This is a genomic window from Pararhizobium sp. PWRC1-1, assembly GCF_049897905.1.
Classification (GTDB): Bacteria; Pseudomonadota; Alphaproteobacteria; order Rhizobiales; family Rhizobiaceae; genus Pararhizobium.
The window spans coordinates 124660-149488 of sequence record NZ_JAFCXE010000016.1 but is presented as its reverse complement, the minus strand read 5'-3'; the positions used below and the strand labels follow the sequence as shown (position 1 = coordinate 149488).

Sequence of the window (24829 nt, the reverse complement as noted above, 5' to 3'; positions counted from 1 at the left end):
TGACGGTCCCTTTCCCATCGTATGCCGTCCTTAGCCCTTTGATAAAGTGGCATATTCGGAAAATGGCGATTTTACCGGATGGCCGCCATGCTCTCGCCGTCCCTGCCTTTCGGAACAAGCTGGCGATCCGCACGTTTCAGGGGTACCTAAACAGGAAAAAATAATATGCAGATGGTCATGCGCGCCGTCGTCTTTGTGATCATCGGCTCAATTCTCAGCATTCTCGTGATCAAATATGCCGAGAATGATTTAAACGCCGCAGTGCCGATGCTGGACCCGGCCTCAGCTACCGAGCCCACGTGACAGCCGGCCAACCGCGCGCCGGTAAAAAAACCGCCACAATCACTCGCCAATCGTATCCCTCGAAGCAACGCGATCATCGTTCGCTAAGCAGGCGGGCAGGAGACGAAGAATGACGAAATGGCGCAACGAGCCGATGCTCCCGAATCATGTGCAGCTGTGCCAACGCGTTTTCGACGCGGCGAGGACAGCACGCGCAATTCCCCCCGAAAGTGATGCCAATGACCCGGTCGCAGCACTCGTCCTGACCCTCTATCGCCACGGCGTTCGGGATGAAGAGGAATTGCTTAGGCGGGTGCTGCAGGCTCTCGACGAAAAATCCTGATTGGCAGGCAGCACTGAGGTCAGCCGATTTGTGGGCTTGACCCCCGCATGATATTGATAAAAACTATAGACTATCAAAGACGGCCTGACGGTGAGGTGTCATGAACCAGTTGATCGTCAACCCGACGAGCCTGTTTGCCGCAGGCACAGAACCGGCCGTCCGGCCGCTGGTCGCCATCATCGGCGGCGGCGTATCCGGTGCAGCGACAGCCTTTTATTTGGCGCAGGCAAAACAGGGACCAATACCTGAAATCGTCGTTTTCGAACCGCGTGACGGCATTGGAAGGGGCCTTGCCTACGATACCAATGAACCCGCCCATCGCATCAACGTGCCTGCCGCGCGCATGAGCCTCATCACCGATCAACCGGAGCATTTCCTCCACTGGATCGCGGCGCATTCGGCAACGGCCGGTGATGACGACGCCCTGCAGCCCGACGGTGCTCTGTTTCCCCGCCGCAGCGTTTTCGGTGATTATGTCAACGACATGCTGCAACCCCTTATTACTCATGGAACCGTCCAGCACCGCCGCACCACGGTTGCCCATGTGCTGCGCGAGGGACAGCGCTGGTGCATCATCGACAATGATGGCGCCCGGACGATGGCCGATATCGTCGTGATCGCAACCAGCCATCCACCGCCGGTGGCGCCCGGACCGTTGCAGGCCGTATTGAAGGGCCGCGCCCGTTTCGTGCCCGATCCGACGAAACCCGGCGCTCTGGAAGCAATTCGCCCATCCGACCGGGTGTTGGTCGTCGGCAATGGCCTGACCTCGGCAGATGTGATCGCATCGCTCGCCCTCAAGGACACAATGGGCCGATCACGGCGATCTCGCGCCGTGGCCTGCGATCGCGCGGCCATGCGCCCTGTCCGCACGATCCGGCCGGTGATTTCCTCACACAGCCAGCCCTCTCCGCCAGCCAGCTTTTGAAGACCATTCGCAATGCCATTCGCACGGCCGCTTCCGAGGGAGTGAGCTGGCACGCCGTCATCGATCAGGTGCGTGCGCAGGGCCAAGGCCTCTGGAAGGTGCTGCCGCTGGCGGAACAACAGCGGATCGTCAGGCATTTGCGGCCTTACTGGGATGTCCACCGCTTCCGCGTCGCGCCGCAGGTCGAGGCGGCGCTGGACGAGGCGATAGCAAAGGGACGCCTTGAAATTCTGGCCGGATCGATCGCGTCCACCCGCCTCGAAAACGAGGACGTCCACTGTACCCTTCGCCTGCGGCACGATCCGGTCCCCATCGAAAGAGCCTATGACGCGGTGGTCGTTACCACCGGCCCCGGCCACGGAGGAATTCTCGCCAGCCAGCCGTTTCTCGCCGAACTGTCGGAGAGCGGCTATCTCGAACTCGACCCGACCGGGCTTGGGCTCTCCTGCACGCGAAACTCGGAAGCCATCGGATCGACAGGCGTGAGCCCCTCCCTGCTGATCGCAGGTCCGCTGGCGCGCGGAACATTTGGCGAATTGATGGGCCTGCCGCAGGTGACGGAACATGCGGCGTTTGTTGCCTCCATCGTCTCGGACCGCCTGCAGCTGGGTGCGTTAGCCACCAGCTGACGTGGAAATTTGGCCGTCGATACTCCTCGGCGGCAGAGACGATTTACGGCACCTTCGAGCAGGCGATACCGGGACCGTCCTCGCCCTTCATCGTGTCGATCAGCGTCGCCTCGCCACCCTTCGTCCACCAGACATATTGCCCGCCCGCATATTTCGCACCGGATCCCGAAAGCACGTTTGAGGCGATCACGAACTCGCTGCCGATGGTCAGCGTGACCAAAGAGACCGGTCCGGCATTGATATATTCGGCAGCCACGGATTTGCCGGCACAGTCGTACCGCACCGCCTGCCGGTCGATTGTCCGGGCACCGGGAACATTGATGAGAACATCTGACGACACCGTGTGCGCAGCAAGCCGCAGGGCCGTCGTCGAATCGGCTTTCGCCAGCACCAGCTTCGTTTCTTCGATCTTCCAGGACAGGCCGGTCTTCAGGGCCTCGAAAAATTTCGTCTCCTGATCCATCACCGCCGGCACGCACATTTTGCGCGTCGAGCCCGCCGGACCGAAGACGATCTCTGCGCCCTTCAGGTCGAAGGTGCCAGTGTAGTTGTTGCAGCCGGCAAAGCCGGAATAGGTGCCATCATCGTTGATCTCCAGCGTCGTCTGCAGATAATCGATGACGCCACGCCCGCCGATATCCTCTGCCAGCCATGTCCCCACCAGCGCTTTCGGCACCGATTCGGCCGCAACGGTGGAGACCGACGTGGCATCGATCAGCACGCAGGAACAGGACAGAAACAGCGCAATTTTCAGCATCAGGAACATCCTTTCCCGCAAACGGCGGGTTCCACCCCGATCAGAAACGGGCGGTGATTCGCAGTACCTGCGACCCTATCGCCACCACCCGGAGCGAAGCTACCCTTGTTGGCATCCGCTTTCACCTGTAGAGCCTACCGTGAAACAACAAAAACAACGGGACTTGGCCATGACCTCCGGCGCATCTGAAAAACGCCGCTTGACCATTCTGGGCTCGACGGGCTCGATCGGCACCAACACGCTCGACGTTATCCGCCAGCTCGGTGGACGCGATGCGTTCGAAATTACCGCGTTGACCGGCAACGGCAATATAGCGCTACTGGCCGAACAGGCAAAAGCAACGGGCGCCGAACTCGCCGTCACGGCCGATGAAGGCCAATACGAAAACCTCAAGGCAGCGCTGGCCGGCACCGGTATCGAAGTCGCGGCTGGCCGCAGCGGTCTGATCGAGGCGGCGCAGCGGGACGCCAGCTGGGTGATGGCAGCCATAGTCGGTACGGCTGGCCTTGCCCCGACACTGGCTGCAGCACGGCGCGGCGCCGACATCGCGCTTGCCAACAAGGAATGCCTGGTTTCGGCCGGCGATCTCTTCGTGGCCTCCGTCCATGCCGGCGGCGGCAAGCTGCTGCCGGTCGATAGCGAGCACAATGCCATCTATCAGGTGCTGGAAGAGCATCAGCGCCATGCCGTCGAGCGCATCATTCTCACCGCATCCGGTGGCCCGTTCCGTCAATCGACGCTGACCGAGATGCGCGACGTCACTGCCGCCACGGCCCGCGCCCACCCCAACTGGTCGATGGGCCTGAAGATTTCGATCGACAGCGCGTCAATGTTCAACAAGGCGCTCGAGATGATCGAGGCCAAGCACCTCTTCGGCATGCGGCCGGACCAGATCGAAGTGATCGTCCATCCGCAATCGGTCATTCATTCGATGGTCGGCTATAGCGACGGCTCGGTGCTGGCGCAGCTGGGCTGCCCGGATATGCGCACGGCGATCGGTTATGCGCTATCGCACCCCGCACGGCCGGCGCTCGATGTCGAGCGGCTGGATTTTGCAAAACTCTCACGGCTCGATTTCGAGGCGCCGGACGAAGAACGCTTCCCGGCCCTGCGCCTCGCCCGGCTGGCGATGGAGCGCGGCGGCATGCAGAGCGCGGTGCTGAATGGCGCCAAGGAAGTGGCGCTGGAGGCCTTCATCAGCGGACATGTCGGCTTCCTGCAGATGGCCGAGATCACCGAGACCGTCATGAATGCGATGATCGCGATACCGGCGGCATTCAGCATGGATGACGTCTTTGCCGTTGATGGAGAAGCCCGACGCATTGCAAAAACGATCGTCGAACGTGAGGCGGCAGCTGCGTAGGAAAAGCTACGCCGCGTAGACCGCTTCGACGATCCGGGCCGGAAATTCACCGGAGCAACCTTCCGTGGCGTTGTTGCTCATGCTGAGCACCGTTAGCCCGCTGGCAGGATCAATGAACCAGTTATGACCGTAGACACCACCCCAGCGAACGGTTCCCGCCGCCTGCGGCGTAGCTGCTTCGATGGCGTTATCAACGACCGCGCCGAAGTAACCGAAGGAGCAGCCGGGGTCGGAAATCAGCGCACCGATGCGGTTGGAAAGGCCAAGACGCACCGTTTCCGACTTGAGAACGGCACCGCCGCCTGTGCGCAATGTTTCCAGGAAAACCAGAAAATCATCGGCCATTCCCACCATGCCGGCACCACCGGATTGAAACGCCTTGGGATTGAATATCCGGGCAGGTGAAAAGCCGATTGTCCAGTCAGCATCTCCCGGCGCGAAGTAAGGATTAGTCATCCGCACTGCGGCCGGATACGAATCGGCGTAGGGAACTGCGAGCCGGGTAACATCCGTGACATGAAAACGGCTGTCGGCCATCCCGAGCGGACCGGCTATGTATATCACCACGGCGTCTTCCAGCGCCCCGCCATGAACCTTAGCAATCACGGCACCCAGAATGTCCGTTGCGAACGAGTAACCCCATTGGGCTCCTGGGTGGAAAGCCAGCGGCACGGCATTGTGGCGGCCGAAATTGGCTTCGTAATCGAGATCGGTGTCCAGCAGTCCGCAGGTGATGGCTTGGTCGTCAGGCAGATGCTCGAGCGCCACGTCGTAAACAAGACCGGATGTGTGCGTCAGCAGATGATGGATGGAGATATCCGCCGCCCCGCCATCCGGCGCCTTCGGCTGGAACCACGGCAGATGCCCGGCGACCCGATCTGACAGTGCCATCAGGCCCCGATCGATCATCGCCAGCGCCGTGGCCGCAACGATCGGCTTGGTCAGCGAGGCCATTCGGAAAATCGTATCGAATTCAACCGGCTTGCCCGCTTCCCGGTCGGCAAAGCCTGCGGCCCGGCGAAAAAGCGGTTGGCCATGCTGATAGGCGAGCACCACGGTTCCGGTGATTTTTCCGGTTTCGAGAAACCGGTCGATCACCTGATTGAGCCTGTGCTCGATACCCATGCGGAGAACCCCCGAAAGACTGTCCAGAAGCAAAAATGCGGATCATCTTTCGACAATCCGCATTGTAAATTCAAGCCTTTGCCAATGAGCCGCTGCCTTACGCGACGGCCCTTGCCAGCGCGCAACGCGACCAGAGCTGGTGCAGCGCGCCGACCAGATGATCGATATCCGCATCCGAATGCAGCGGCGTCGGGGTGATGCGCAGGCGTTCAGTCTTCTTCGGCACCGTCGGATAGTTGATCGGCTGGACATAGACGCCGCAATTGTCGAGCAAGAGATCGGAGATCCACTTGCACTTAGAGGCATCGCCGACGATCACCGGTACGATATGGCTCGAATTGTTGAGATGTGGAATGCCGTTCTTGTCGAGCAGATTGCGCAGCCGGCGGACGCGTTCCTGATGGGCGAAGCGTTCGACCTGGCTTTCCTTGAGATGGCGGATCGAGGCAACGGCACCGGCAGCAAGCGCCGGCGGCAGCGCCGTCGTAAAGATGAAGCCGGACGCAAACGAGCGGATGAAATCGCACAACGCCGTGGACGCAGCAATATAGCCGCCCATCACGCCAAAAGCCTTGCCGAGCGTGCCTTCGATCACGGTCAGGCGGTGCATCAGGCCTTCGCGTTCGGCAATGCCACCGCCGCGCGCGCCGTACATGCCGACAGCGTGCACTTCATCGAGATAGGTCATCGCGCCATACTTGTCGGCCAGATCACAGATCTCCTTGATCGGCGAAATATCGCCGTCCATCGAATAAACCGATTCGAACGCGATGATCTTTGGCGCACGCGGATCGGCGGCCTGGAGCTTGGCTTCGAGGTCGGCGAGCGAATTATGCTTGAAGATGACCCGCTCGCACTTGGAGTAGCGGATGCCTTCGATCATCGATGCGTGGTTCCCGGCGTCCGAAAAGACGATCACACCGGGAATCTTCGAACAGAGCGTTCCGAGCGCTGCCCAATTGGACACGTAGCCGGAGGTAAACAACAGCGCCGATTCCTTGCCGTGCAAGTCGGCAAGTTCGCGCTCCAGAAGAACGTGATAATGGTTGGTGCCCGAAATATTCCGGGTGCCTCCCGCACCCGCGCCACACTGGTCGATGGCGAGCTTCATCGCCTCAGTGACTTTGGGGTGCTGGCCCATGCCAAGATAGTCGTTGGAACACCAGACGGTGACGTCCTGTTTCTCGCCGGCCGAATTGTAACGGGTCGCCTTGGGGAATTGCCCGCTCTGGCGCTCCAGATCGGCAAAAACGCGGTAGCGGCCTTCCTGATGCAGGCCGTCCAACTCACCTTTAAAGAAACTCTCGAAATCCATCATTGTCTCCAGAACCTTGCCGTCTTTTTGATCCAAAGTGCGGCGGCGTCAACCTCTGCGAGGGTTAGCGCGGCCAAGTGCGGCAAAAGGCCCCTAATTTTGAACAGTTCCAAGCTATCCGTCATGGATTTCATTCCACTTAACCTTGATCTGAGTCAAGACCATGCGAAAAGGACGGGGCATTCGGTCCTTATATTCTGTTTCAATGAGATCAGCGGTAATCTCTCACGAAATAGCAGCGCCGCGTTTGGCCGTGACCTTCATCAGATTGGTGCGATCTCCGGCAATTGTATCCGCGGGGAATAACGGACAACAAGTACGCTGAAATGATGCAGAATGTCGGCATCCGCTAACGATGCATCACCACGCCCGGCGCCAGCGGAGGAACGCAGCTGTCCTCGCATGGCGCGCGAAGTCGGTTGGGTAGCCGCCGACGCCACCCAATAGGCCAGCAGACCATCCCGGCATCGAAAAAGTCGGGCAACCGAGAAATACCGGTCGTACCTGTCACGCAAGGAACAGCCTTCAGCTTCCGTTCAGGTTGAATAGCATTACTTGCGACAAGGGGATTTTGCAGGATATCTGTAGACTTTCACAGACAGGCATTTATCTTTCGAAGGTGCAAGTTCGACCGGAGGGGGACCTTACCGTCCGCTTTCCATCCCTGGGGAGAAACGGACGGCCGGGAACTCAGTTCCCGCGTCCAGATTTGGAGAAACAAATGAAGAAGGCCATCGTGCTTGTCCTGCTCGCTCTATCCGTCGCGAGCTGCACGCAGACTGAAAAGGGTGCCGGTATCGGGGCGGTTTCCGGCGCTATCATCGGCGGAGCAATCACCGGCGACGTTCGCGGCGCTGCCGTGGGTGCTGCGATCGGTGGCGTTTCCGGCGCTGTCATTGGCAACGTAAGCGAACAGCCCGGCCAGTGCTACTACCGCGACCGCTACGGCCGCCGCTACATCGACAGCTGCCCGCGTTGATTGCAGGCCACACCGCGAAAAGTGGCGCATTACACCGCTTTTCCACTCTCAGCCCCGGAGAAATCCGGGGTTTTTTGTTTCCCTCGTGCCACACTTGGAGGGGTTTTATACAAAAAGACCGCCAAAAGTCTTCATCACCCGGCCAATGCTGTGTAGGGTCATCATTAACAAACGGCAAACCTTGTCATGCGATTGTACCTCTGCCGTGATGGCAGGCAGGTGTTCGAAGTGGCCTGAACAGCGGAATGCGGAAATTATGCGTTTGCCGAATATGAGTGTTGCGTATCGGAAGGTTGGTGCTGCTTTTGCGGTCGCGGCTCTGGCTGCCTGCGGACCTCTGTCTGTCAGTGACGCCTATGCCTTCAAAATCTTCGGCATGCGGTTTTTCGAAAAAGAAGAAGAGCCCAACGATATCGTCGATCCCGTCAATTTCAGCCTGACACTGAATGAATCCTCCGGCGACGCCGATCTGAAGTCGGCGCTTGAAAACAGCTCCCGGCTGTTTCAGGACAAGGACAAGCCGGTTTCCGGCGATCTTGGTCTCGCCATCAAGGCGCGCGACGACCGCGATCGTCTGCTGGCAGCCCTTTACGAACAGGCCCGCTACGGCGGCACCGTGGCCGTCAAGGTGAACGGTCAGGACATCGACACGCTGCCGCCCGATCCCGTTTTTCCAGACGGTGCCCCGGTGCCGGTCGAAATCACCGTGAGCCCTGGCCCGGTGTTCACGCTCGGCGATGTTGTCCTCAAGGGAGACGCCATTGGACGCCGGCCGGACGAATATCTGAAACCCGGCGCACGGGCGGATTCGACCCTGACCATCAAGGCGGGCGAAAAAGTTGTCGAAGACCTCAAGGAAGAAGGGCGGCCGCTCGCCAAACTGACGGAACGCAGCGTTGTTGCCGATCACGCGACGAACACCGTCGATGTGACAATCGCAGCCGAAGGTGGCCCCGTCGCGCCGGTGGGCGCCGTCACCGTCAGCGGCACCAAGACCGTCGATCCGACCTTCGTTGCCGACTATTCCCGCCTGAACGGCGGCAAGCCTTACTCTCCCGAAGCGTTGCGCAAGGCATCCGACCGGCTGCGGCAGCTGGGCGTATTCTCCAGTGTCACCATCAAGCAAGCTGATCAGCTGGCACCGGACGGCACCATTCCGATGTCAATCGAGGTCTCGGAAGGCAAACACCGTTATTTTGGCGCAGGTGCGCAATATTCCACTACCGACGGTTTCGGTCTGCAGGGCTACTGGGGCCACCGCAACCTTTTCGGCCGGGCCGAATCCCTGCGTCTGGAGGGCTCGGTCAGCCGCATCGGCGAAACCACCGATGTCGGCGATCTCGACTATTCGGCCGGCCTGCTATTTGCCAAGCCCGGCGCCTTCGGGCCTGCCTCCACCTTCAATGCCAGCCTGAAGGCGCAGCTGCTGGATCCAGACGCCTACAAGGCGACGATCTTCACCGGTGCTGCCGGGGTCACCGTTGAGCTCTCAGACACCGACACCATTTCCGCCGGTGGTGAACTCAGCTGGGCCGATGTCGATGACGCTTTCGGCAAGAACGAATATCTGACGGCGGCAATCCCGATCGAATATGTCCGCGACACCCGCGACAACAAGCTGAACCCGACCGAGGGCTATCGCGCTTCGATCAACGCCAAGCCAAGTTACGAGATCAACGGCCAGACCTTCTTCAGTTCCTTCGAAGGATCGGCAGCAGCCTATGTCGGGTTCGGCGAGGAGAACCGCTTCGTTCTGGCCGGAAGGCTTGGCGCCGGCGTGATTGCCGGTGGTGATTTCCTCGCATCCATTCCGGCAAACCGGCGCTTCTATCTGGGTGGCGGCGGCACTGTGCGCGGCTATTCCTATCAGGAGATCAGCCCGCGCAACGGCAATGACGATATTCTGGGTGGCCGTTCCTATGTCAATGCGACCGTGGAAGCCCGCATCGGTATCACCGACACGATCGGCATCGTGCCCTTCATCGACGCAGGAACCGTATCGGCAAAGACCGCACCGGACTTTTCCGATATCCGCGCCGGGGCCGGTATCGGCCTGCGCTACAACACGCCGTTCGGACCGATCCGGCTGGATGTCGCCGTGCCGCTGAATGCTTATCCCGGCGGCACAAAATACGGAATCTATGCCGGCATCGGCCAATCCTTCTGATTGCCTGGGGCAGTCACCACGGCCTGGCCCCGGACGCAAGAAGCCGATTTCACTGCATAATTCCTTAAATCAGAATCGATTTACGGAAAAATTATGCAGCAAATTTAAGTTCTACAGCGACCTTGCGCGTCACAAATGACGCGCGGCGCTGTAGTGAGAAGCAATTTCACCGCAACGCAACTTGCGCTATGGATGAACCATGAATCGTTTGCTCCGTTTTTTGAAAATCGCGTCGCGCTGGCTGGTTTACGGCCTTGGCTTTGCCTTGGTCGCCCTGGTGCTTCTGGTGCTTTTCGCAGGCTTTACCGCGCCAGGTGCGCGCTTTGTCGCCGCGATGATCGAGAAATATGCCTCGACGCCCGACCAGATCGTTCGCATCAACGACCCGAGCGCGCTTCTGACAGGTGATTTCACGGCGTCCAGCGTGACGCTGTTCGACAGCAAGGGTATCTATGCCGAAATCCGCGAAGTCGCGATCGACTGGTCGCCGACCGCCCTGTTTTCCAAACGCTTCGATGCAGCAAAACTGTCCGCTGGATCCGTTCGCCTCGAACGGCTGCCGATTCCCTCGCAGGAAACCAAGGAAGTCCGCCAGACCTTTGCTCTCCCGCTCGACGTCAAGATCGATGCCTTCGATCTGCAGGAAATCATCATCGGCAAGGATATCGCCGGCGTCGATCAGTTCCTCAATGCGCAGGGTAAGCTGAACGCCACCAATGCCAGCATTGCCGCGGCGCTTGCGGTTGCACAGCGCGACCGGCCGGACGCCAAGGCGATAGCCGATATCGTCTTCAATCCGGCAGACAACAAACTGAAGCTTGAAACCACGATCAACGAGCCGAAGGGCGGCCTGCTCGCCAAGGCCATGCGCTTGCCCGGCGAACCGGCGGTCAGCATTTCAGTGACCGGCGACGGTCCACTGACGAAATGGACCGGTACGGCAACCGCAGCGCTTGACGGCAACGAGGTGCTGAAAGTGGAAGGCGAGCACACGCTTGCTCGCGATGGCTTCCGCACCCTCTCGCTCAAGGGAGGTGGCACGTTCAGCGATCTATTGCCAGCTGCTTTCAGGCCACTGTTCGAGGGCACGACCGACATTGACCTGTCGGCGGCGCTCGATGGCACGACCATGCGCATCAACAGGGGTAATTTCTCGACGGGTGCACTGACCTTCGCCGCATCCGGCACCTACAGCACGGCAGGTCAAAACGACCTGCAGGCAAGCCTCACCGGCACGAATGGCCCCATCGACTTCCGCTTGCCGCTGGCAAAGGGAGAAGCGCAATTCTCGATCAACAATGCCAGCGTTTCGCTGATCGGCGAGGCGCAGGCGGCCGTCCTCGACATCGGCGCCGATATCGGCAAGGCGACGCTGCCGCAGGGCGAGATCGAGGCGATCAAGCTTCACGCCTTTAGCGACGCCTTCAACCTTTCGACCAAGACCGGCCCCCTGAAGACAACGATCGAGACCGGTGCGACCCGCTTCGTCAGCGCCGATATCGACCGCCTGATCAAAGGCCCGGTGAAGATCGACGGCACACTGTCGGTAACCCCCGAAACGGTCTCCTTCGATCCGTTGACATTGGAAAGCGCCAGCATCGGCGGAACGCTGACCGGCTCCTACACGATTGCCGAAAACACACTGGCCACCGGCTTCAAGCTCTTCGCCTTGCCCGTCGTCCTGCCCCCGGCGCTGGCTGCAAAATTCGACACGACTATCGCCATCACCGGTAATCTCGGCACCGGCGCGAATGGCAGCGTCACCGTCAGTGATCTGGCCCTCAAGTCCGGAACCATCGAGGCGGCCGGATCGGCAGCGCTCGAAACCGGAAACCTGACGGCGGCCATCAGCGGTGTCGTCCCGGAAATCGGCAAGTTCCTCGCAGATGCCAAGGGCGCCGCCAATTTCAAGGCCGATGTTAGCGGTCCGCTCGACGCTCTGGCCATCAAGGCCGAGGTGACGGCAAACGGTGCAACGCTTGCCGGACGCACGCTCAATGATCTCGCCGTCAACGCCGATGCGACCGTCGGCCAGAATGGCCCGAATGCGACGGTCACCGCCACCGGCGCGCTGGACGGACAGGCGATCAATGCCAAGGCCGAAATCGCGTCCGCCAAGGGTGCGACCAGCCTTCCCTCGATCGAAGCGACGATCGGCCAGAACACGCTGACCGGCGCGCTGGACCTGACGCCGGATCTCCAGCCGAACGGCGCACTCACGTTCAATTTCCCCGATCTCGGGTTGCTTGCCGCCATGGCCGGCCAGACCGCCTCCGGTGACCTTGCAGGTACGGCCAGCATCACGTCTGAAAACGGTGTCACCTCGGTTTCCGTCAAGGCTAACGGTTCGAGCATTACGCGCGGCGATCTGGTGATCAGCAAACCCGCCGCCGACATCACCATTGCCGATCTGAGGGCGCTGGCGATCAAGGGCGCGGTCACGGTGGAAGAGGTCAAGCAAGGTGACACGCGCCTCGACGGTCTCAAGCTCGGCTTCGAACAACAGGGTCCGAAAACCAACTTCGCCCTCGACGGCAGCTATGATGCAGCCCCTGTGACTGCACGCGGCGACCTGCAGAGTGCTGGCGGCAAGACGACGATCAATCTCCAGTCGTTCGCCGCCGCACCGAAGAAAATCCCGCTGCAACTGGCCGCCCCAACGACGATCACCGTCGAAAACGGCGCGGTCAATCTGCAACAACTCGCAATCGCCGCATCCGGCGGCACGGTGACGCTGAACGGCAGTGCCGGCGAAAAGCTCGATATCACCGCGACGCTCGCGGGAATCGACGCTCGCCTGCCGCTTGAAAATGGCGAAGCCCATGTCGTGCTCGATACCGGGACTGCATCGATCACCGGCAGTATGCAATCCGCCATCGTCGACGTCCGGGCCGATGTCGGTCAGCTGGCTCTGCCACAAGGCCGCCTCGAAGCAATCAAGCTCACGGCCCATAGCGACACCTTCAACCTGTCGACCCAGACCGGCCTGATCAAAACCCGCATCGTGACCGGCAACACACAGCTGACAAGCGCCGACCTCGACAGGCTGGTCAAGGGACCGTTGACGGTCGAGACCGTTCTGGACGTGTCACCGCAACGGATCGGCTTCGATCCCGTCACCATCGACAGCAGCAATCTCGGCGGCACAGTCGATGGCGCGCTCGAGATTGCCGCAAAGACCCTGAATGCCGGATTCAACCTGTCCATCCTTCCGGCCGGCCTGCCAACGTCCCTCTCCCCGAAATTCGACACGCCGGTAACATTATCCGGCATGGTGACCACCGGTACGGATGGCGCGGTGGATATCAGCAGACTGGCCGTCGGTTCCGGTACGATCCAGGCCGCCGGCTCCGTCGGCCTCAAGGATGGAGCCCTCACAGCCGCCGTCACCGGCACACTGCCCGATCTCGGCAAGGTGCTGGCCGACGCCAGCGGCATCGCTGACTTCAAGGTTGACGCCACCGGCCCGCTCGACAATCTCAGTATCAAGGCGGAAGTCACCTCCAGCGGTGCCACTCTGGCAGGGCGCACACTTAGCGACCTCCAGTTGACCGCCGATGGGACCGCCAATCCGAAAAACCCGCAGGCGAAGATCAAGGCCACCGGCGCCCTCGGCGGCCAGGCGCTCAACGTCAACGCGGACCTCGTCTCGGAGGAAGGGCGCACCAGTCTTCCGGTTCTTCAGGTGCAAATTGGCGACAACAGACTGAACGGCAAGATCCAGTTCACCAGCGATTTCCTGCCGCAGGGCAATATCGACTTCACCTTCCCGGATGTCGGCCTGCTCGCCGCCATGGCCGGTGAAAAGGCATCGGGCGACATGGCCGGATCGGCCTCGATCAACAGCGACGGCGGCAAGACCTCGATTGCGCTGAAAGCCAGCGGTTCCGGCATCAAGCGCGGCGATCTCGTCATTACGAAGCCGGTCGCCGACATCACCATCTCCGACCTCAAGTCACTGGCGATCAAAGGCAATCTCTCCGTCGAAACATTCGCGCACGGGCAAAACCGTGTTGGCGGCCTGAAGCTCGACTTCACCCAGCAGGCAGGCAAAACCGACGTGACGCTGGACGGCGAGTATGACGGCGCGCCGCTCAATCTGCGTGCTGATATCGAGACAGCGAACGGTAAGACGATCGTCAATCTCGCCTCGTTTGCCGCAACACCGCGCAAGATTCCGGTGAGGCTGGCTGCACCGACGACGATCACTATGGAAAACGGCAAGGTCAGCCTGCAGAAGCTGACAATCGGCGCTTCGGGAGGCACGATCGCACTGACCGGCTCGGCTGGGGAAAAGCTGGATCTCGACGTCGCCCTCAACGCGCTACCGGCCAGCCTTGCTAATACATTCGTGCCGTCTCTGGGCGCCGATGGTGCCATCAGCGGCAAGGTCGATGTCACCGGAACCGCGGCGGAACCCATCGTGGCTTACGATCTGCGCTGGGCAAATGCCGCCGTCGCGCAGGCCAAATCCGCCGGCGTCGGCGCGCTCGATATCGCGGCGAAAGGCCAGTTTGCCAACAACGTCGTGACGCTCGACAGCGCGATCAACGGGGCGGGCGGGCTTACCTTCAAGGCCAACGGCAAGGTCGGCATCACCGGCAACAAGCCGATCGACATGAAACTGTCGGGCAATCTGCCCTTCGGCCTCGCGGCCGGTCTTCTGGCCGAGCAAGGGTTCACCCTGACCGGTGCTGCCAATGTCGACCTCTCCATCACCGGTGCCGCAACCGCACCCCAAGTGACCGGCACGATCTCGACCTCCGGCGCGCGCTTCGTCGATGTCCGGCGCAATCTGGCGATCACCGATCTGACTGCCAATGTTTCGCTCGATGGCAAGCAGGCGAGCATCCAGAAGCTTTCCGGCAAGCTTGCCAGCGGCGGCACACTCGATGTCACGGGCACGGTCGGCATCGCTCCCGGCTCGGGTTTCCCGGCCGACCTTGCCATCCGCCTTGCCAATGCGACCTATGTCGATGGCAGCCTGTTCACAGCCAGCGTCGATGGCGCGATGACCCTCAAGGGCTCGCTGACCGCAACGCCGGTGCTGGGCGGAAAAGTCACCATTCACAAAGCCTCGATCACCATTCCGGAAAAGCTGCCGGCTTCGCTGTCCGAGATCAACATCAAGCATAAGAACGCCCCGGCCAAGGTGCGGCAGATGCAGGCAGATGTCCGCAAGGATACGGTCAGCGGCGGCGGCAGCAAGAGCGGCGGCATTGCCTTCGACCTGGCGGTCAGCGCGCCGAGTAAGCTGTTCGTCCGCGGACGTGGCATCGATGCAGAGCTTGGTGGCGACCTGACCATCCGCGGCACCGCAGCAGAACCGGCAGTCTCCGGCGGTTTCGAGATGCGGCGCGGCCGGCTGGAAATTCTCGGCAAGCGTCTCAACTTCGCCGATGGCACGATCAGCTTCGGTGGCAACCTCGTGCCCACCCTCGACCTCGACGCGACCTCCACCGCCGGATCAACGACGGTTACCGTCAATGTCGCCGGGCCGGCCAACAATCCGGCCATCACCTTCTCCTCATCGCCTGCTTTGCCGCAGGACGAAATCCTGGCTCAGCTGATCTTCAACCGGTCGCTCTCCAATCTTTCGGCTCTGCAGATCGCCCAACTGGCCGGCGCCGTCAGCGAACTGGCCGGCGGCGGCTCCAACTCGCTTTTGAGCGGCCTGCGCAACAAGCTGGGCGTCGACGATCTCGATGTCTCGACCGATGCGACCGGCGGCGCCACGGTTACGGCCGGCAAGTATCTCAATGACCGGACCTACCTTGAGCTTCAATCAGGCGCGGAAGCAGGCGGCGGCAAGGCGATCATCAATCTCGACGTGGGACGTGGCGTTAAGCTGCGCGGTGAAGCCGGAGCCAGCGGCGCAGGCGGCGGTATCTTCTATGAGAAGGAATACTGAGGGCAGGCGCCGCTCAATACCATCCGACCTAAACCGCAGCCGAAATCTTGCTGGTCTTCAGCAGAATATTCGTCTCCGTCAGGTTGATCCCATCGATCAGCCGGATCAGCCGCAGCGTTTCGTCGAAGGTGCCGAGATCCTTATCCTCCAGCTCGGCGATGAAATCCCAGCGGCCATTGGTGGAATGCAGCGCGCGCACCTGTGGCAGGCCGCGCAGCTGCGCCGCGACGCGATCGGCCATCTTGCCGTGAATTTCGATCATCACGATGGCGCGCACACCGCTGCCGGAAAGCTCCGCTCCGGTGCGGATGGTAAAGGCAGCGATGGTGCCGGATGCCACCAGCCGGTCGATCCGGGCGGCAACGGTCGCGCGCGACGCACCTGTGGTGGCGGCAAGGGCTGAAACGGGTGTACGGGCATTGTGACGCAGCGCACTGATCAGGGCATGATCAAGATCATCGAGACTTATCATTCTGTCCATCCGCACTTCTCATAGTGTCAATTATTGCTGCCTATTTGCCAGTTTTCCATCTATTTGCCAACGAACAAACCCGTATAATCCGCACACAAACCGGGCAAACCGGCATCACGCGAACTTGCGGGGAAGACCATGGCTGAATCCAAGAAGAACATCGTGCTCATTGGCGCACCACTCGAAGAAGGCTCCGGCCGTCGCGGTGCTGCAATGGGTCCAGCAGCCCTGCGCATTGCAGGCCTCGACACCATTCTGGCCGGTCTTGGCCACAGCGTCACCGACGAAGGCGACCTGAAGCCTCTGCCTGCCAGAGACCTTCCCAACCATCCGAAAGCCAACAATCTGCAGATCGTTGCAGCCGTCACCCGCGCGCTCGACGAATCGGTGCACCAGGCAGCCCGCACCGGCAAATTTCCGGTGATCCTCGGCGGTGATCATGCCCTGTCGATGGGCTCGGTCTCCGGCATGGCGCGCTATGCCCATGAGCAGAACCGCCCGCTCTTCGTGCTTTGGCTCGATGCCCATGCCGATTTCAATTCGCCGGCGACATCACCTTCCGGCAACATGCACGGCATGCCGGTGGCCTTTTTCTGCGGCCAGGCGGAGTTTGCGCCGATCCTCGACAAGAACCGCCCGATGGTCGATCCGAAGAACGTCTTCCAGGTGGGCATCCGCTCCGTCGATGACCGCGAGCGCGAGGAAATCGCCGAGCACGGCGTCAATGTCTATGACATGCGCGCCATCGACGAGACCGGCATGGCCCATATCATGCACGAGATCATCGCCACGATCAAAGCCGCCAACGGCCTGCTGCATGTCAGCCTCGACGTCGATTTCCTCGACCCGGAACTGGCACCTGGCGTCGGCACAACGGTTCCGGGCGGCGCAACCTTCCGCGAAGCGCATCTGATCATGGAAATGCTGTGTGACAGCGGCCTCGTCTCCTCGCTCGACCTGGTCGAGCTCAATCCCTTCCTCGACGACCGCGGCAAGAGCGCCCGCATCCTCGTCGAGCTGACGGCAAGCCTGTTCGGCCGCCGCATCCTTGATCGCCCCACGCGCGGCGCCTGAGCCAATAACAATACGACCGGAGGAACCATGAACACGACCAACGCACTGATCGAAACCGAATACCGGCTCGGCGCACATAACTACAAGCCGATCGACGTCGTGCTGTCGCGCGGCGAAGGCGTCTATGTCTGGGACCTCGATGGCAACCGTTACCTCGACTGCCTGTCGGCCTATTCTGCGGTCAACCAAGGTCATTGCCACCCGAAAATCCTGGCGGCAATGGTTGAGCAGGCGCAGAAGCTGACACTGACCTCGCGCGCCTTCCGCAACGATCAGCTTGCGCATTTCTACGAGGAACTGGCGGCACTCACCGGCAGCCATAAGATCCTGCCGATGAACTCCGGCGCAGAAGCTGTCGAGACCGCCGTAAAGGCGGTGCGTAAATGGGGTTACGAGGTCAAGGGCGTTGCCGAGAACAAGGCAGAGATCATCGTCTGCTCCAACAATTTCCATGGCCGCACCATGGGTATCGTCGGCTTCTCGACGGACCCGGACGCACGCTCCGGCTTCGGCCCGTTCGCACCCGGCTTCAAGACCGTTCCGTTCGGAGATATCGAAGCCTTCCGTGCCGCGATCAACGAAAATACGGTCGCCTTCCTGATCGAACCGATCCAGGGCGAAGCCGGCGTGATGATCCCGCCGCAGGGCTATTTCCCGGAAGTGCGCGCACTGTGCTCCAAGCATGGCATCACGCTGATCCTCGACGAGATCCAGACCGGCCTTGGCCGCACCGGCAAGCTGCTGGCCGAAGAGCATGAAGGCATCGAAGCCGATGTGACCCTGATCGGCAAGGCTTTGTCCGGTGGCTTTTATCCGGTCTCTGCTGTTCTTTCGAATTCCGAAGTGCTCGGCGTCCTGCAACCCGGCCAGCATGGCTCGACGTTTGGCGGCAATCCGCTTGCCTGCGCCATTGCCCGCGCCTCGCTGAAGGCCCTGACCGAGGAAGACATGATCGGCAACTCCGCCCGCATGGGGGAGCGTTTCCAGACAGGCCTCAAGGATATTCGCTCGAACATCATCAAGGAGGTGCGCGGACGCGGCCTGATGCTCGCAGTCGAGCTGGTGCCGGAAGCCGGTGGTGCCCGCAAATATTGCGAAGCGCTGAAGGAACGCGGCATTCTGGCCAAGGACACTCATGGCGACACGATCCGCATCGCCCCGCCGCTGGTCATCACCGCAGACCAGGTGGACTGGGCCGTCGAGCAGTTCGCAGGCGTTCTCACCGCACAGTGAGCAGCAACGCGAAAGCCCGGAAACGTGGCTTTCCGCACCCTTTGAATGCAATCAAGTAAGCTTTTATACCCGGCGTTGAGCCGGGTATTTTCATTTATCATATTTATACCGATCAACGGCCTCAAACCGCCAAATCTTAAATATCTGTTCAAGTTTTACCCCCTAGATATTGCTACGCGACCGGTATTCGCCGGAGCATGAAGCTTTCGCGCAACGCCGTTTATCCGGCATGACATGACGCCGCTGGCGCAAGTGCCGGTATCGTTCACCAACAGTCCGCATTCCCATTCAGTGAAAATCCGCCCCGATCGCGCGGCGCGCCTGCGCGCGCGTTGTCCAACCGTGCACATAAGGACCGACAGCCATGAGCAGTTTCCCATCGCCGTTCGGCGGCGACGCCAAGGCAATCCTGTCTGCGATGCAGCGATCACAAGCGATCATCGAGTTCGATCTGCAGGGTAAAATCCTGACTGCCAATGAGAACTTCTGCAAAACACTGGGTTATGACCTACCGGAAATCGTCGGTCAGCATCACCGCATGTTTGTCGATCCGGCCGACGCGGCTAGCACGGATTATCGCGAATTCTGGGCACGGCTTGGGCGCGGCGAATTCGACAGACGCCAGTACAAGCGAATTGGCAAGGGCGGCCGGGAAATCTGGATCGAGGCATCCTACAACCCCGTTTTCCGGGGTTCCAAGCCCTACAAGATCGTCAAGTTTGCCACCGACATTACCGTGGCTAAACTGCGGAGCACCGAAGATGCCGGCAAGATCGATGCGATCTCCCGCGCCCAGGCCGTCATCGAGTTCACCCCGAACGGCGACATTCTGACGGCCAACGGGAATTTTCTCTCGACGCTCGGTTATCAACTTGCCGATGTTCAGGGCAAGCACCACAGCCTGTTCTGCGATCCCGCCTACAGCCGCAGCGACGAATACAGGGACTTCTGGGCCAAGCTGCGCAACGGCCAGTTTATCGCCGACGAATTCAAACGGATCGGCAGCGGCGGCAGGCAGGTGTGGATCCAGGCCAGCTACAATCCGATCTTCGATTTGAACGGATCGGTGATGAAGGTGGTAAAATTCGCCACCGACATTACCGGCCGCGTCAACAATAGCCAGGAACTGGCGGCGGCGTTGCAAGACCTGGCTGGCGGCAATCTCGATCAGCATCTGGACAGGCAATTCATCCCGGCATTGGAAACGCTCCGCCTCAGCTTCAACGATTCCATCGACAAACTGAAGCAGGCCATGCGCGCCGTTGGCACCAATGCGCAGGCGATCGCCGCTGGTTCCGGCGAAATCAGCAACGCCGCCCAGGATCTTTCAAGACGCACCGAGCAGCAGGCGGCATCGATAGAGGAAACCGCCGCAGCACTTGAGCAGATCACCACCACCGTGGCTGACAGCAGCAGCCGCGCCGAAGAGGCAGGCACGCTGGTGGCGCAGACCAAGCTCGGAGCCGAACGCTCCAGCGAGGTGGTACGAAACGCCGTCAAGGCGATGGGCGAGATCGAGAACTCGTCGCGCGAGATTTCCAGCATTATCGGCGTGATCGACGAAATCGCCTTCCAGACAAACTTGCTGGCCCTCAATGCAGGCGTCGAGGCGGCCCGGGTCGGCGATGCCGGCAAGGGTTTTGCGGTGGTGGCACAGGAAGTGCGTGAACTCGCCCAGCGCTCGGCAAAAGCGGCCAAGGAGATCAAGAGCCTGATCACTACCTCCAGCGATCAGGTCAAAACCGGCGTCTCTCTCGTCCCGGCAAGGCACTGGAGGAAATCCTGACCCAGGTGCAGCAGATCAACACCAATGTGACCGCTATTGTAGAAGGTGCAAAAGAACAGGCGGCAGGTTTGAAAGAAATTAACCAGGCTGTGAATACAATGGACCAAGGTACACAGCAGAATGCAGCGATGGTCGAGCAATCCACGGCTGCCAGCCACGCCTTGGCGAAGGAAGCGGACGGTCTTTTCAGTCTGCTCAGCCAGTTCAAGGTCGGCGAGGCATCTAAGGGTCGCTTGGCGGCAGCGCGGCAGGACGCAAAACCGGTCGCTTCCCCGGCCCGAGCCATGGCCAACCGGGTAGCGAAGGCCTTTAGTTCAAACGTGGCAGTTGCCGCCAATCGGGATAGCTGGGAAGAATTTTGATGAACAACACGATCTCTACAGGTACCTTCGGTCACGAAACGCTCGAGATCATCGCCTTCCGTCTTCACGATCAGGAGTTCTGCGTGAAGACCACGACGATCCGCGAAATCCGCGGCTGGGCGCCGTCCACCCCGATCCCGCATTCTCCGGCCGACGTTCTCGGCGTGATGAACCTACGCGGCACCGTTATCCCGATCATCGACCTTGCCCACAAGCTCGGCATGAAGAGCACGGTTGCCAACGAACGCAGCGCCATCGTTGTTGCAGAAGTCCACAACATGGTCATCGGCCTCGTCGTCGACCGCGTCTCCGACATCCTGACTGTCCGCGGCGACCAGGTTCAGCCGGTTCCGGAAATCACCACCTCCTTCGACAAGAGCTATGCGGAAGGCATCATCGCCAACGAGACCGGCATGATCTGCTTCCTCAACCTCGCCCGCATGTTCAAGGAACGCGAGATGGAAGACGTCGCAGCCTGATCGCTGCCGCTTCACGATCGCATCAAAGAGCGGCGCCGGCCGCTCTTTTTGCGTTTAGGCAGCAGCCGTGCCGGGCGCATCCTCGCCGACGAAGAATCGGCGGCGGTATTCGCCCGGCGACAGGCCCAAGAGCTTGCGGAAGATCTTGCGAAATGCGCCGGGGTCCTCGTAACCGATCTGCCAGGCGATCTGCTCGACCTTGATGCCGGAAATCTCCAGCAGCTCGCGCGCCTTGGTAATCCGCAACTGCTGGCAATATTCCGTCGGGTTTATACCCGTCGCCTTCTGGAAACGGCGCAGGAATGTGCGTTCGCCGAGCCCCGCGCGCTCCGCCATCATCTCCAGCGTGATCTTTTCCGCGTGATGCGCCTGCAGCCAGTGCTGGATTTTCAGCACGGCATCGTCGCCGTGATGCAGCTTCGGCGCGAAGGTGCTGTAGAAGGTCTGTTCGCGCCCGGCCGGATCGACCAGCATGAAGCGGGCAGTGGCGAGCTGGATGCTCGGGCTCATGAAACGCGCCGTCAGTTTCAGTCCCAGATCGATCCAGGCCATCATCGCCCCGGCGGTAATGATGTCGCCGTCATCGATGATCAGCTTGCTGACATCCACCTTGATGCCGGGAAACTTGCCTGAAATCTCGTCGGAATGGCTCCAATGGGTCGTCGCCACGCGGCCGTCGAGCAATCCGGATTCCGCCAGAAGATAGGCGCCGCCGCAGATCGAGCAGATCGTCGTCCCCGCCGCATGCTGAGCCCTGATCCATTCCGGCAGGACACCCATGCGCTTGCCAATGGGCAGGTTGGTCAGGCTCGGTGGCAGGATTAGTGCAACCGGTCCCCTGTGCGGACCGGGATGACTGTCAAAGACCTTCGTCACCTCGCGGCCATCCTCCGACAACTGCCAGTGGCTGACGCGGATGCGTGCCGGTGCCCTGCCAGCCTGCTCGTCGCTCATCAGATTGGCCACGTGAAACAGGTCCGTCAGCCCGTGAATCGCCGCGCGCTGCGCCTCCGGATAGATGACGATGCCGATCTCTGCTGGTTCACCAAGCGCCATTTGTCAGTTCCGTCCCGCTTAATGTCAGTTTCGCCAATCCCGAGTTTAGGCCCCGCTTGGTATCAAAGCAACAAGACCGGCGGCGCAAACGGAAACACCGGAAACGCAGCCCCCATCGAGGAAAAACAACCGGATAGAACCAGAGGGAATACGACCATGACCATCCACACTGCAACCGAAGGGACCAAGACCATGATAAGCAGGATCATCACACGCGACGGCGTCGAAATCTACTACAAGGACTGGGGTCCGACGGATAGCAAGGTCGTCATCCTCAGCCATGGCTGGCCACTGTCCGCCGATAGCTGGGAAGCCCAGGCCTTCCATCTCGCCAACAATGGTTTTCGCGTCATCACCCATGACCGCCGCGGCCACGGCCGTTCGTCACAGCCATGGGATGGCAACGACATGGACCATTATGCCGACGACCTCTCTGACCTGATCGAGCAGCTGGACCTCAAGGACATTTTCCTGGCTGGATTTTCCACCGGTGGCGGCGAGATCACCCGCTATATCGGCCGCCATGGCACGGGTCGCATCGCCAAGGCCGGCCTGATCTCCGCCGTGCCACCGCTGATGGTCAAGACCGATGCGAACCCGCTCGGCCTGCCGAAGGAGGTCTTCGACGGCATCCAGGCGGCAAGCGTCGTCGACCGTTCGAAGCTTTACAGGGATATCGCTTCTGGCCCTTTCTTCGGCTTCAACCGTCCCGGCGCCGTTGCCTCCCAGGGCATGATCGACAGCTTCTGGCTGCAGGGCATGATGGGCGGCCACAAGAACACCTATGACTCGATCGTCGCCTTCTCGCAGACCGACTTCACCGAGGACCTGAAGAAGTTCGACGTGCCGACGATCATCATCCATGGCGACGACGACCAGATCGTGCCGATCGATGCCGCCGGCCGCGCCTCCAAGAAGCTGGTGCCGCACGCCATCCTCAAGGTCTGTGCCGGCGCCCCGCACGGCATCACCGACACGCACAAGGAGCAGCTCAACGCCGATCTGCTCGAATTCGCAAGATTGTGATGCCGACCTTACGGCACCGCCACCTCCCGCGGTGCCGGAACCGCCTTATCGTTAAACCCGAACCCACCGGAGTTTTGCCATGACCCGCGCAACCGTTGCCACCGAGACCTTCACCGAGAGCGAAACCAGCCGCCGCCAGTTCCTGGCGCTTGGTGCAGCCCTTGCCACCCTCCCATTCTGGCCAAAGACCATGTTCGCGACCGAAACCCATCGCATTACCCAGGGCAATTTCGACATCACCGTCCTCAGCGACGGCTATTTCACCCTGCCCGCCGATATCATCATGCCGGAAGCAACACCGGCTGAGCGTGCCGACATCCTGAAGCGCCTCGGCGGCGATGCCGAAAGTGCGCCGATGCCGGCCAACATTCCGGTCATCCGCACGGGCAAGGACATCATCGTCGTCGATGTCGGCTCGGGCACAAATTTCCAGGCGACGGCCGGCCTGTTCGGCAAGAACTTCGATATCACCGGCACCGATCCCAACGGCGTCACCAAGGTGGTCTTCACCCATGCGCATCCGGATCACACCGGCGGCACGTTGACGGAGGCGGGAAACCTGCGCTTTCCCAACGCCGAATACTTCGTCTCCGAGAAGGAATGGGCCTTCTGGGCCGATCCGGACTTCGAAACAAAGATGCCGAAGGCCCTGCACAGCTTTGCCCGCGGTGCGCAACGCGACCTGTTTGCCGTCAAGGACCGGGTGAAGCTGGTGAAAGACGGCGACGATATCGTCACCGGCATGCGGGTCCTCGATACCGAGGGCCATACCCCCGGCCATATCTCGCTCGAACTGGCGGGCAGCGATGGAATGATCATCTCGGCCGACGCCGCCACCAACCGTATCGTTTCCTTCGAACATCCCGGCTGGAAATTCGGCTTCGACACGCTTTCGGACGTGGCAATCAGGAACCGCCAGAAACTGATGGACCGCGCCGCCGCCGACCGCATCAAGCTGCTCGGCTACCACTGGACCTATCCCGGCATCGGCTATGCCGAACGCAAGGGCACCAGTTACCGCTTCGTTGCAGCGTGAGACATCGAGCAACGGAACAAAACCTCTCCCGGCGCTGTTATTAGCGGTAACGTATTCACGGAGGCGACTGTCATGGAAGTAATCGGCACGCAGGTCCACCCGCAGCCTTCATCGGGGCTCATGACTGTGGAATTTGTCGGCGAAGGTGGCGACGTGATTTCGGTCCAGATGCATCAGACCGAATCCGATGGCTTGAACCGTCTCAACGCGATCGCAAGAGCCAAGGCGATGATGCTGCAAGTGGCGTCGTTCGACCAGCCCGATGGCGGCGAGGCCGATGATAGCGGGCGCGTTAGCAGTGGTTCCACCGGTGAATCTCCGGCAGTGATTTCGCTGCGAAGTGCGAGAACTGCTGGCGATAGCGGCACGCTGGAAGAACAGCTTGATGAAGGGCTGGAGTCTTCGTTCCCCGCCAGTGATCCGGTCTCGGTCACCGTCAGCACCATTCCGAGCGGCCGCGCCGACATTGACAAAGCCAACAAGCAATAACCCTTGACCAAAAAGGA

The 24829-nt window shown here is 60.7% G+C and carries 17 protein-coding genes and 2 pseudogenes; 14 read left to right on the top strand and 5 right to left on the bottom strand.

Features of this window, described 5'->3' with window-relative positions:
* Positions 1 to 165: 165 nt before the first annotated feature.
* From ACP7E0_RS23200 to ACP7E0_RS23190, 3 genes and pseudogenes are all read left to right on the top strand, one after another.
* Positions 166 to 303 (top strand): hypothetical protein, encoded by a 138-nt coding sequence (locus tag ACP7E0_RS23200; RefSeq protein ID WP_426128205.1) that lies wholly within the window; start codon positions 166 to 168, stop codon positions 301 to 303.
* Between the two features lie 109 nt (positions 304 to 412).
* Positions 413 to 625 carry a hypothetical protein gene (locus ACP7E0_RS23195; RefSeq protein ID WP_426128203.1) on the top strand — a complete coding sequence of 71 codons (213 nt, stop codon included), beginning with the start codon at positions 413 to 415 and terminating at the stop codon, positions 623 to 625.
* Positions 626 to 725: 100 nt separating this feature from the next.
* Positions 726 to 2182, top strand: a pseudogene (locus tag ACP7E0_RS23190) (FAD/NAD(P)-binding protein).
* A gap of 43 nt (positions 2183 to 2225) precedes the next feature.
* Here the strand turns inward: ACP7E0_RS23190 and ACP7E0_RS23185 are convergent.
* The gene (locus ACP7E0_RS23185) at positions 2226 to 2939 is read right to left on the bottom strand and encodes an META domain-containing protein (protein WP_426128201.1); all 714 of its coding nucleotides are present in this window, start codon (positions 2937 to 2939) and stop codon (positions 2226 to 2228) included.
* A 169-nt stretch (positions 2940 to 3108) separates the two neighbouring features.
* On the opposite strand from ACP7E0_RS23185, the gene dxr reads away from it, so the two are divergent.
* Positions 3109 to 4302: a 1-deoxy-D-xylulose-5-phosphate reductoisomerase gene (gene dxr, locus ACP7E0_RS23180; protein WP_426128199.1), complete on the top strand. Its 1194-nt coding sequence runs from the start codon at positions 3109 to 3111 to the stop codon at positions 4300 to 4302.
* A gap of 6 nt (positions 4303 to 4308) precedes the next feature.
* On the opposite strand, the gene ACP7E0_RS23175 is transcribed toward dxr, so the two are convergent.
* The gene (locus ACP7E0_RS23175) at positions 4309 to 5427 is read right to left on the bottom strand and encodes a serine hydrolase domain-containing protein (RefSeq protein ID WP_426128197.1); all 1119 of its coding nucleotides are present in this window, start codon (positions 5425 to 5427) and stop codon (positions 4309 to 4311) included.
* 97 nt (positions 5428 to 5524) lie between these two features.
* A complete protein-coding gene (gene hemA / locus ACP7E0_RS23170; RefSeq protein ID WP_426128251.1) occupies positions 5525 to 6742 on the bottom strand; it encodes a 5-aminolevulinate synthase in 1218 nt (405 codons plus the stop codon).
* A gap of 721 nt (positions 6743 to 7463) precedes the next feature.
* On the opposite strand from hemA, the gene ACP7E0_RS23165 reads away from it, so the two are divergent.
* The 3 genes from ACP7E0_RS23165 (at position 7464) to ACP7E0_RS23155 (ending at position 15799) form a co-directional block, all read left to right on the top strand.
* Positions 7464 to 7721: a YMGG-like glycine zipper-containing protein gene (locus ACP7E0_RS23165; protein WP_113313822.1), complete on the top strand. Its 258-nt coding sequence runs from the start codon at positions 7464 to 7466 to the stop codon at positions 7719 to 7721.
* Between the two features lie 256 nt (positions 7722 to 7977).
* A complete protein-coding gene (locus ACP7E0_RS23160; protein ID WP_426128195.1) occupies positions 7978 to 9888 on the top strand; it encodes an autotransporter assembly complex protein TamA in 1911 nt (636 codons plus the stop codon).
* Positions 9889 to 10087: 199 nt separating this feature from the next.
* Complete coding sequence (locus tag ACP7E0_RS23155) at positions 10088 to 15799, top strand: translocation/assembly module TamB domain-containing protein (RefSeq protein WP_426128193.1); 5712 nt, start codon at positions 10088 to 10090, stop codon at positions 15797 to 15799.
* 28 nt (positions 15800 to 15827) lie between these two features.
* Here the strand turns inward: ACP7E0_RS23155 and ACP7E0_RS23150 are convergent, their stop codons facing one another.
* Positions 15828 to 16271 carry an Lrp/AsnC family transcriptional regulator gene (locus tag ACP7E0_RS23150; RefSeq protein WP_426128249.1) on the bottom strand — a complete coding sequence of 148 codons (444 nt, stop codon included), beginning with the start codon at positions 16269 to 16271 and terminating at the stop codon, positions 15828 to 15830.
* Positions 16272 to 16409: 138 nt separating this feature from the next.
* On the opposite strand from ACP7E0_RS23150, the gene rocF reads away from it, so the two are divergent.
* The 4 genes and pseudogenes from rocF (at position 16410) to ACP7E0_RS23130 (ending at position 21205) form a co-directional block, all read left to right on the top strand.
* Positions 16410 to 17345 (top strand): arginase, encoded by a 936-nt coding sequence (gene rocF, locus ACP7E0_RS23145; protein ID WP_426128191.1) that lies wholly within the window; start codon positions 16410 to 16412, stop codon positions 17343 to 17345.
* Between the two features lie 27 nt (positions 17346 to 17372).
* The gene (gene rocD, locus ACP7E0_RS23140) at positions 17373 to 18578 is read left to right on the top strand and encodes an ornithine--oxo-acid transaminase (RefSeq protein ID WP_426128189.1); all 1206 of its coding nucleotides are present in this window, start codon (positions 17373 to 17375) and stop codon (positions 18576 to 18578) included.
* A 364-nt stretch (positions 18579 to 18942) separates the two neighbouring features.
* Positions 18943 to 20726, top strand: a pseudogene (locus tag ACP7E0_RS23135) (methyl-accepting chemotaxis protein).
* Positions 20726 to 21205, top strand: coding sequence for a chemotaxis protein CheW (locus ACP7E0_RS23130; protein WP_037097448.1), 480 nt, complete (start codon positions 20726 to 20728; stop codon positions 21203 to 21205). Before ACP7E0_RS23135 ends, ACP7E0_RS23130 begins: the two are co-directional and overlap by 1 nt.
* Positions 21206 to 21259: 54 nt before the next feature.
* Here ACP7E0_RS23130 and ACP7E0_RS23125 read toward each other — a convergent pair whose 3' ends face one another.
* Positions 21260 to 22261: a GlxA family transcriptional regulator gene (locus tag ACP7E0_RS23125; protein ID WP_426128188.1), complete on the bottom strand. Its 1002-nt coding sequence runs from the start codon at positions 22259 to 22261 to the stop codon at positions 21260 to 21262.
* Positions 22262 to 22417: 156 nt separating this feature from the next.
* On the opposite strand from ACP7E0_RS23125, the gene ACP7E0_RS23120 reads away from it, so the two are divergent.
* The 3 genes from ACP7E0_RS23120 to ACP7E0_RS23110 all read left to right on the top strand — a co-directional run bounded on the left by ACP7E0_RS23120 (position 22418) and on the right by ACP7E0_RS23110 (position 24812).
* Positions 22418 to 23287, top strand: a complete 870-nt coding sequence (locus tag ACP7E0_RS23120; RefSeq protein WP_426128186.1) for an alpha/beta fold hydrolase — start codon at positions 22418 to 22420, stop codon at positions 23285 to 23287.
* A 79-nt stretch (positions 23288 to 23366) separates the two neighbouring features.
* A complete protein-coding gene (locus tag ACP7E0_RS23115) occupies positions 23367 to 24323 on the top strand; it encodes an MBL fold metallo-hydrolase (RefSeq protein WP_426128184.1) in 957 nt (318 codons plus the stop codon).
* Between the two features lie 72 nt (positions 24324 to 24395).
* Complete coding sequence (locus ACP7E0_RS23110; protein ID WP_426128183.1) at positions 24396 to 24812, top strand: hypothetical protein; 417 nt, start codon at positions 24396 to 24398, stop codon at positions 24810 to 24812.
* Positions 24813 to 24829: the final 17 nt, after the last annotated feature.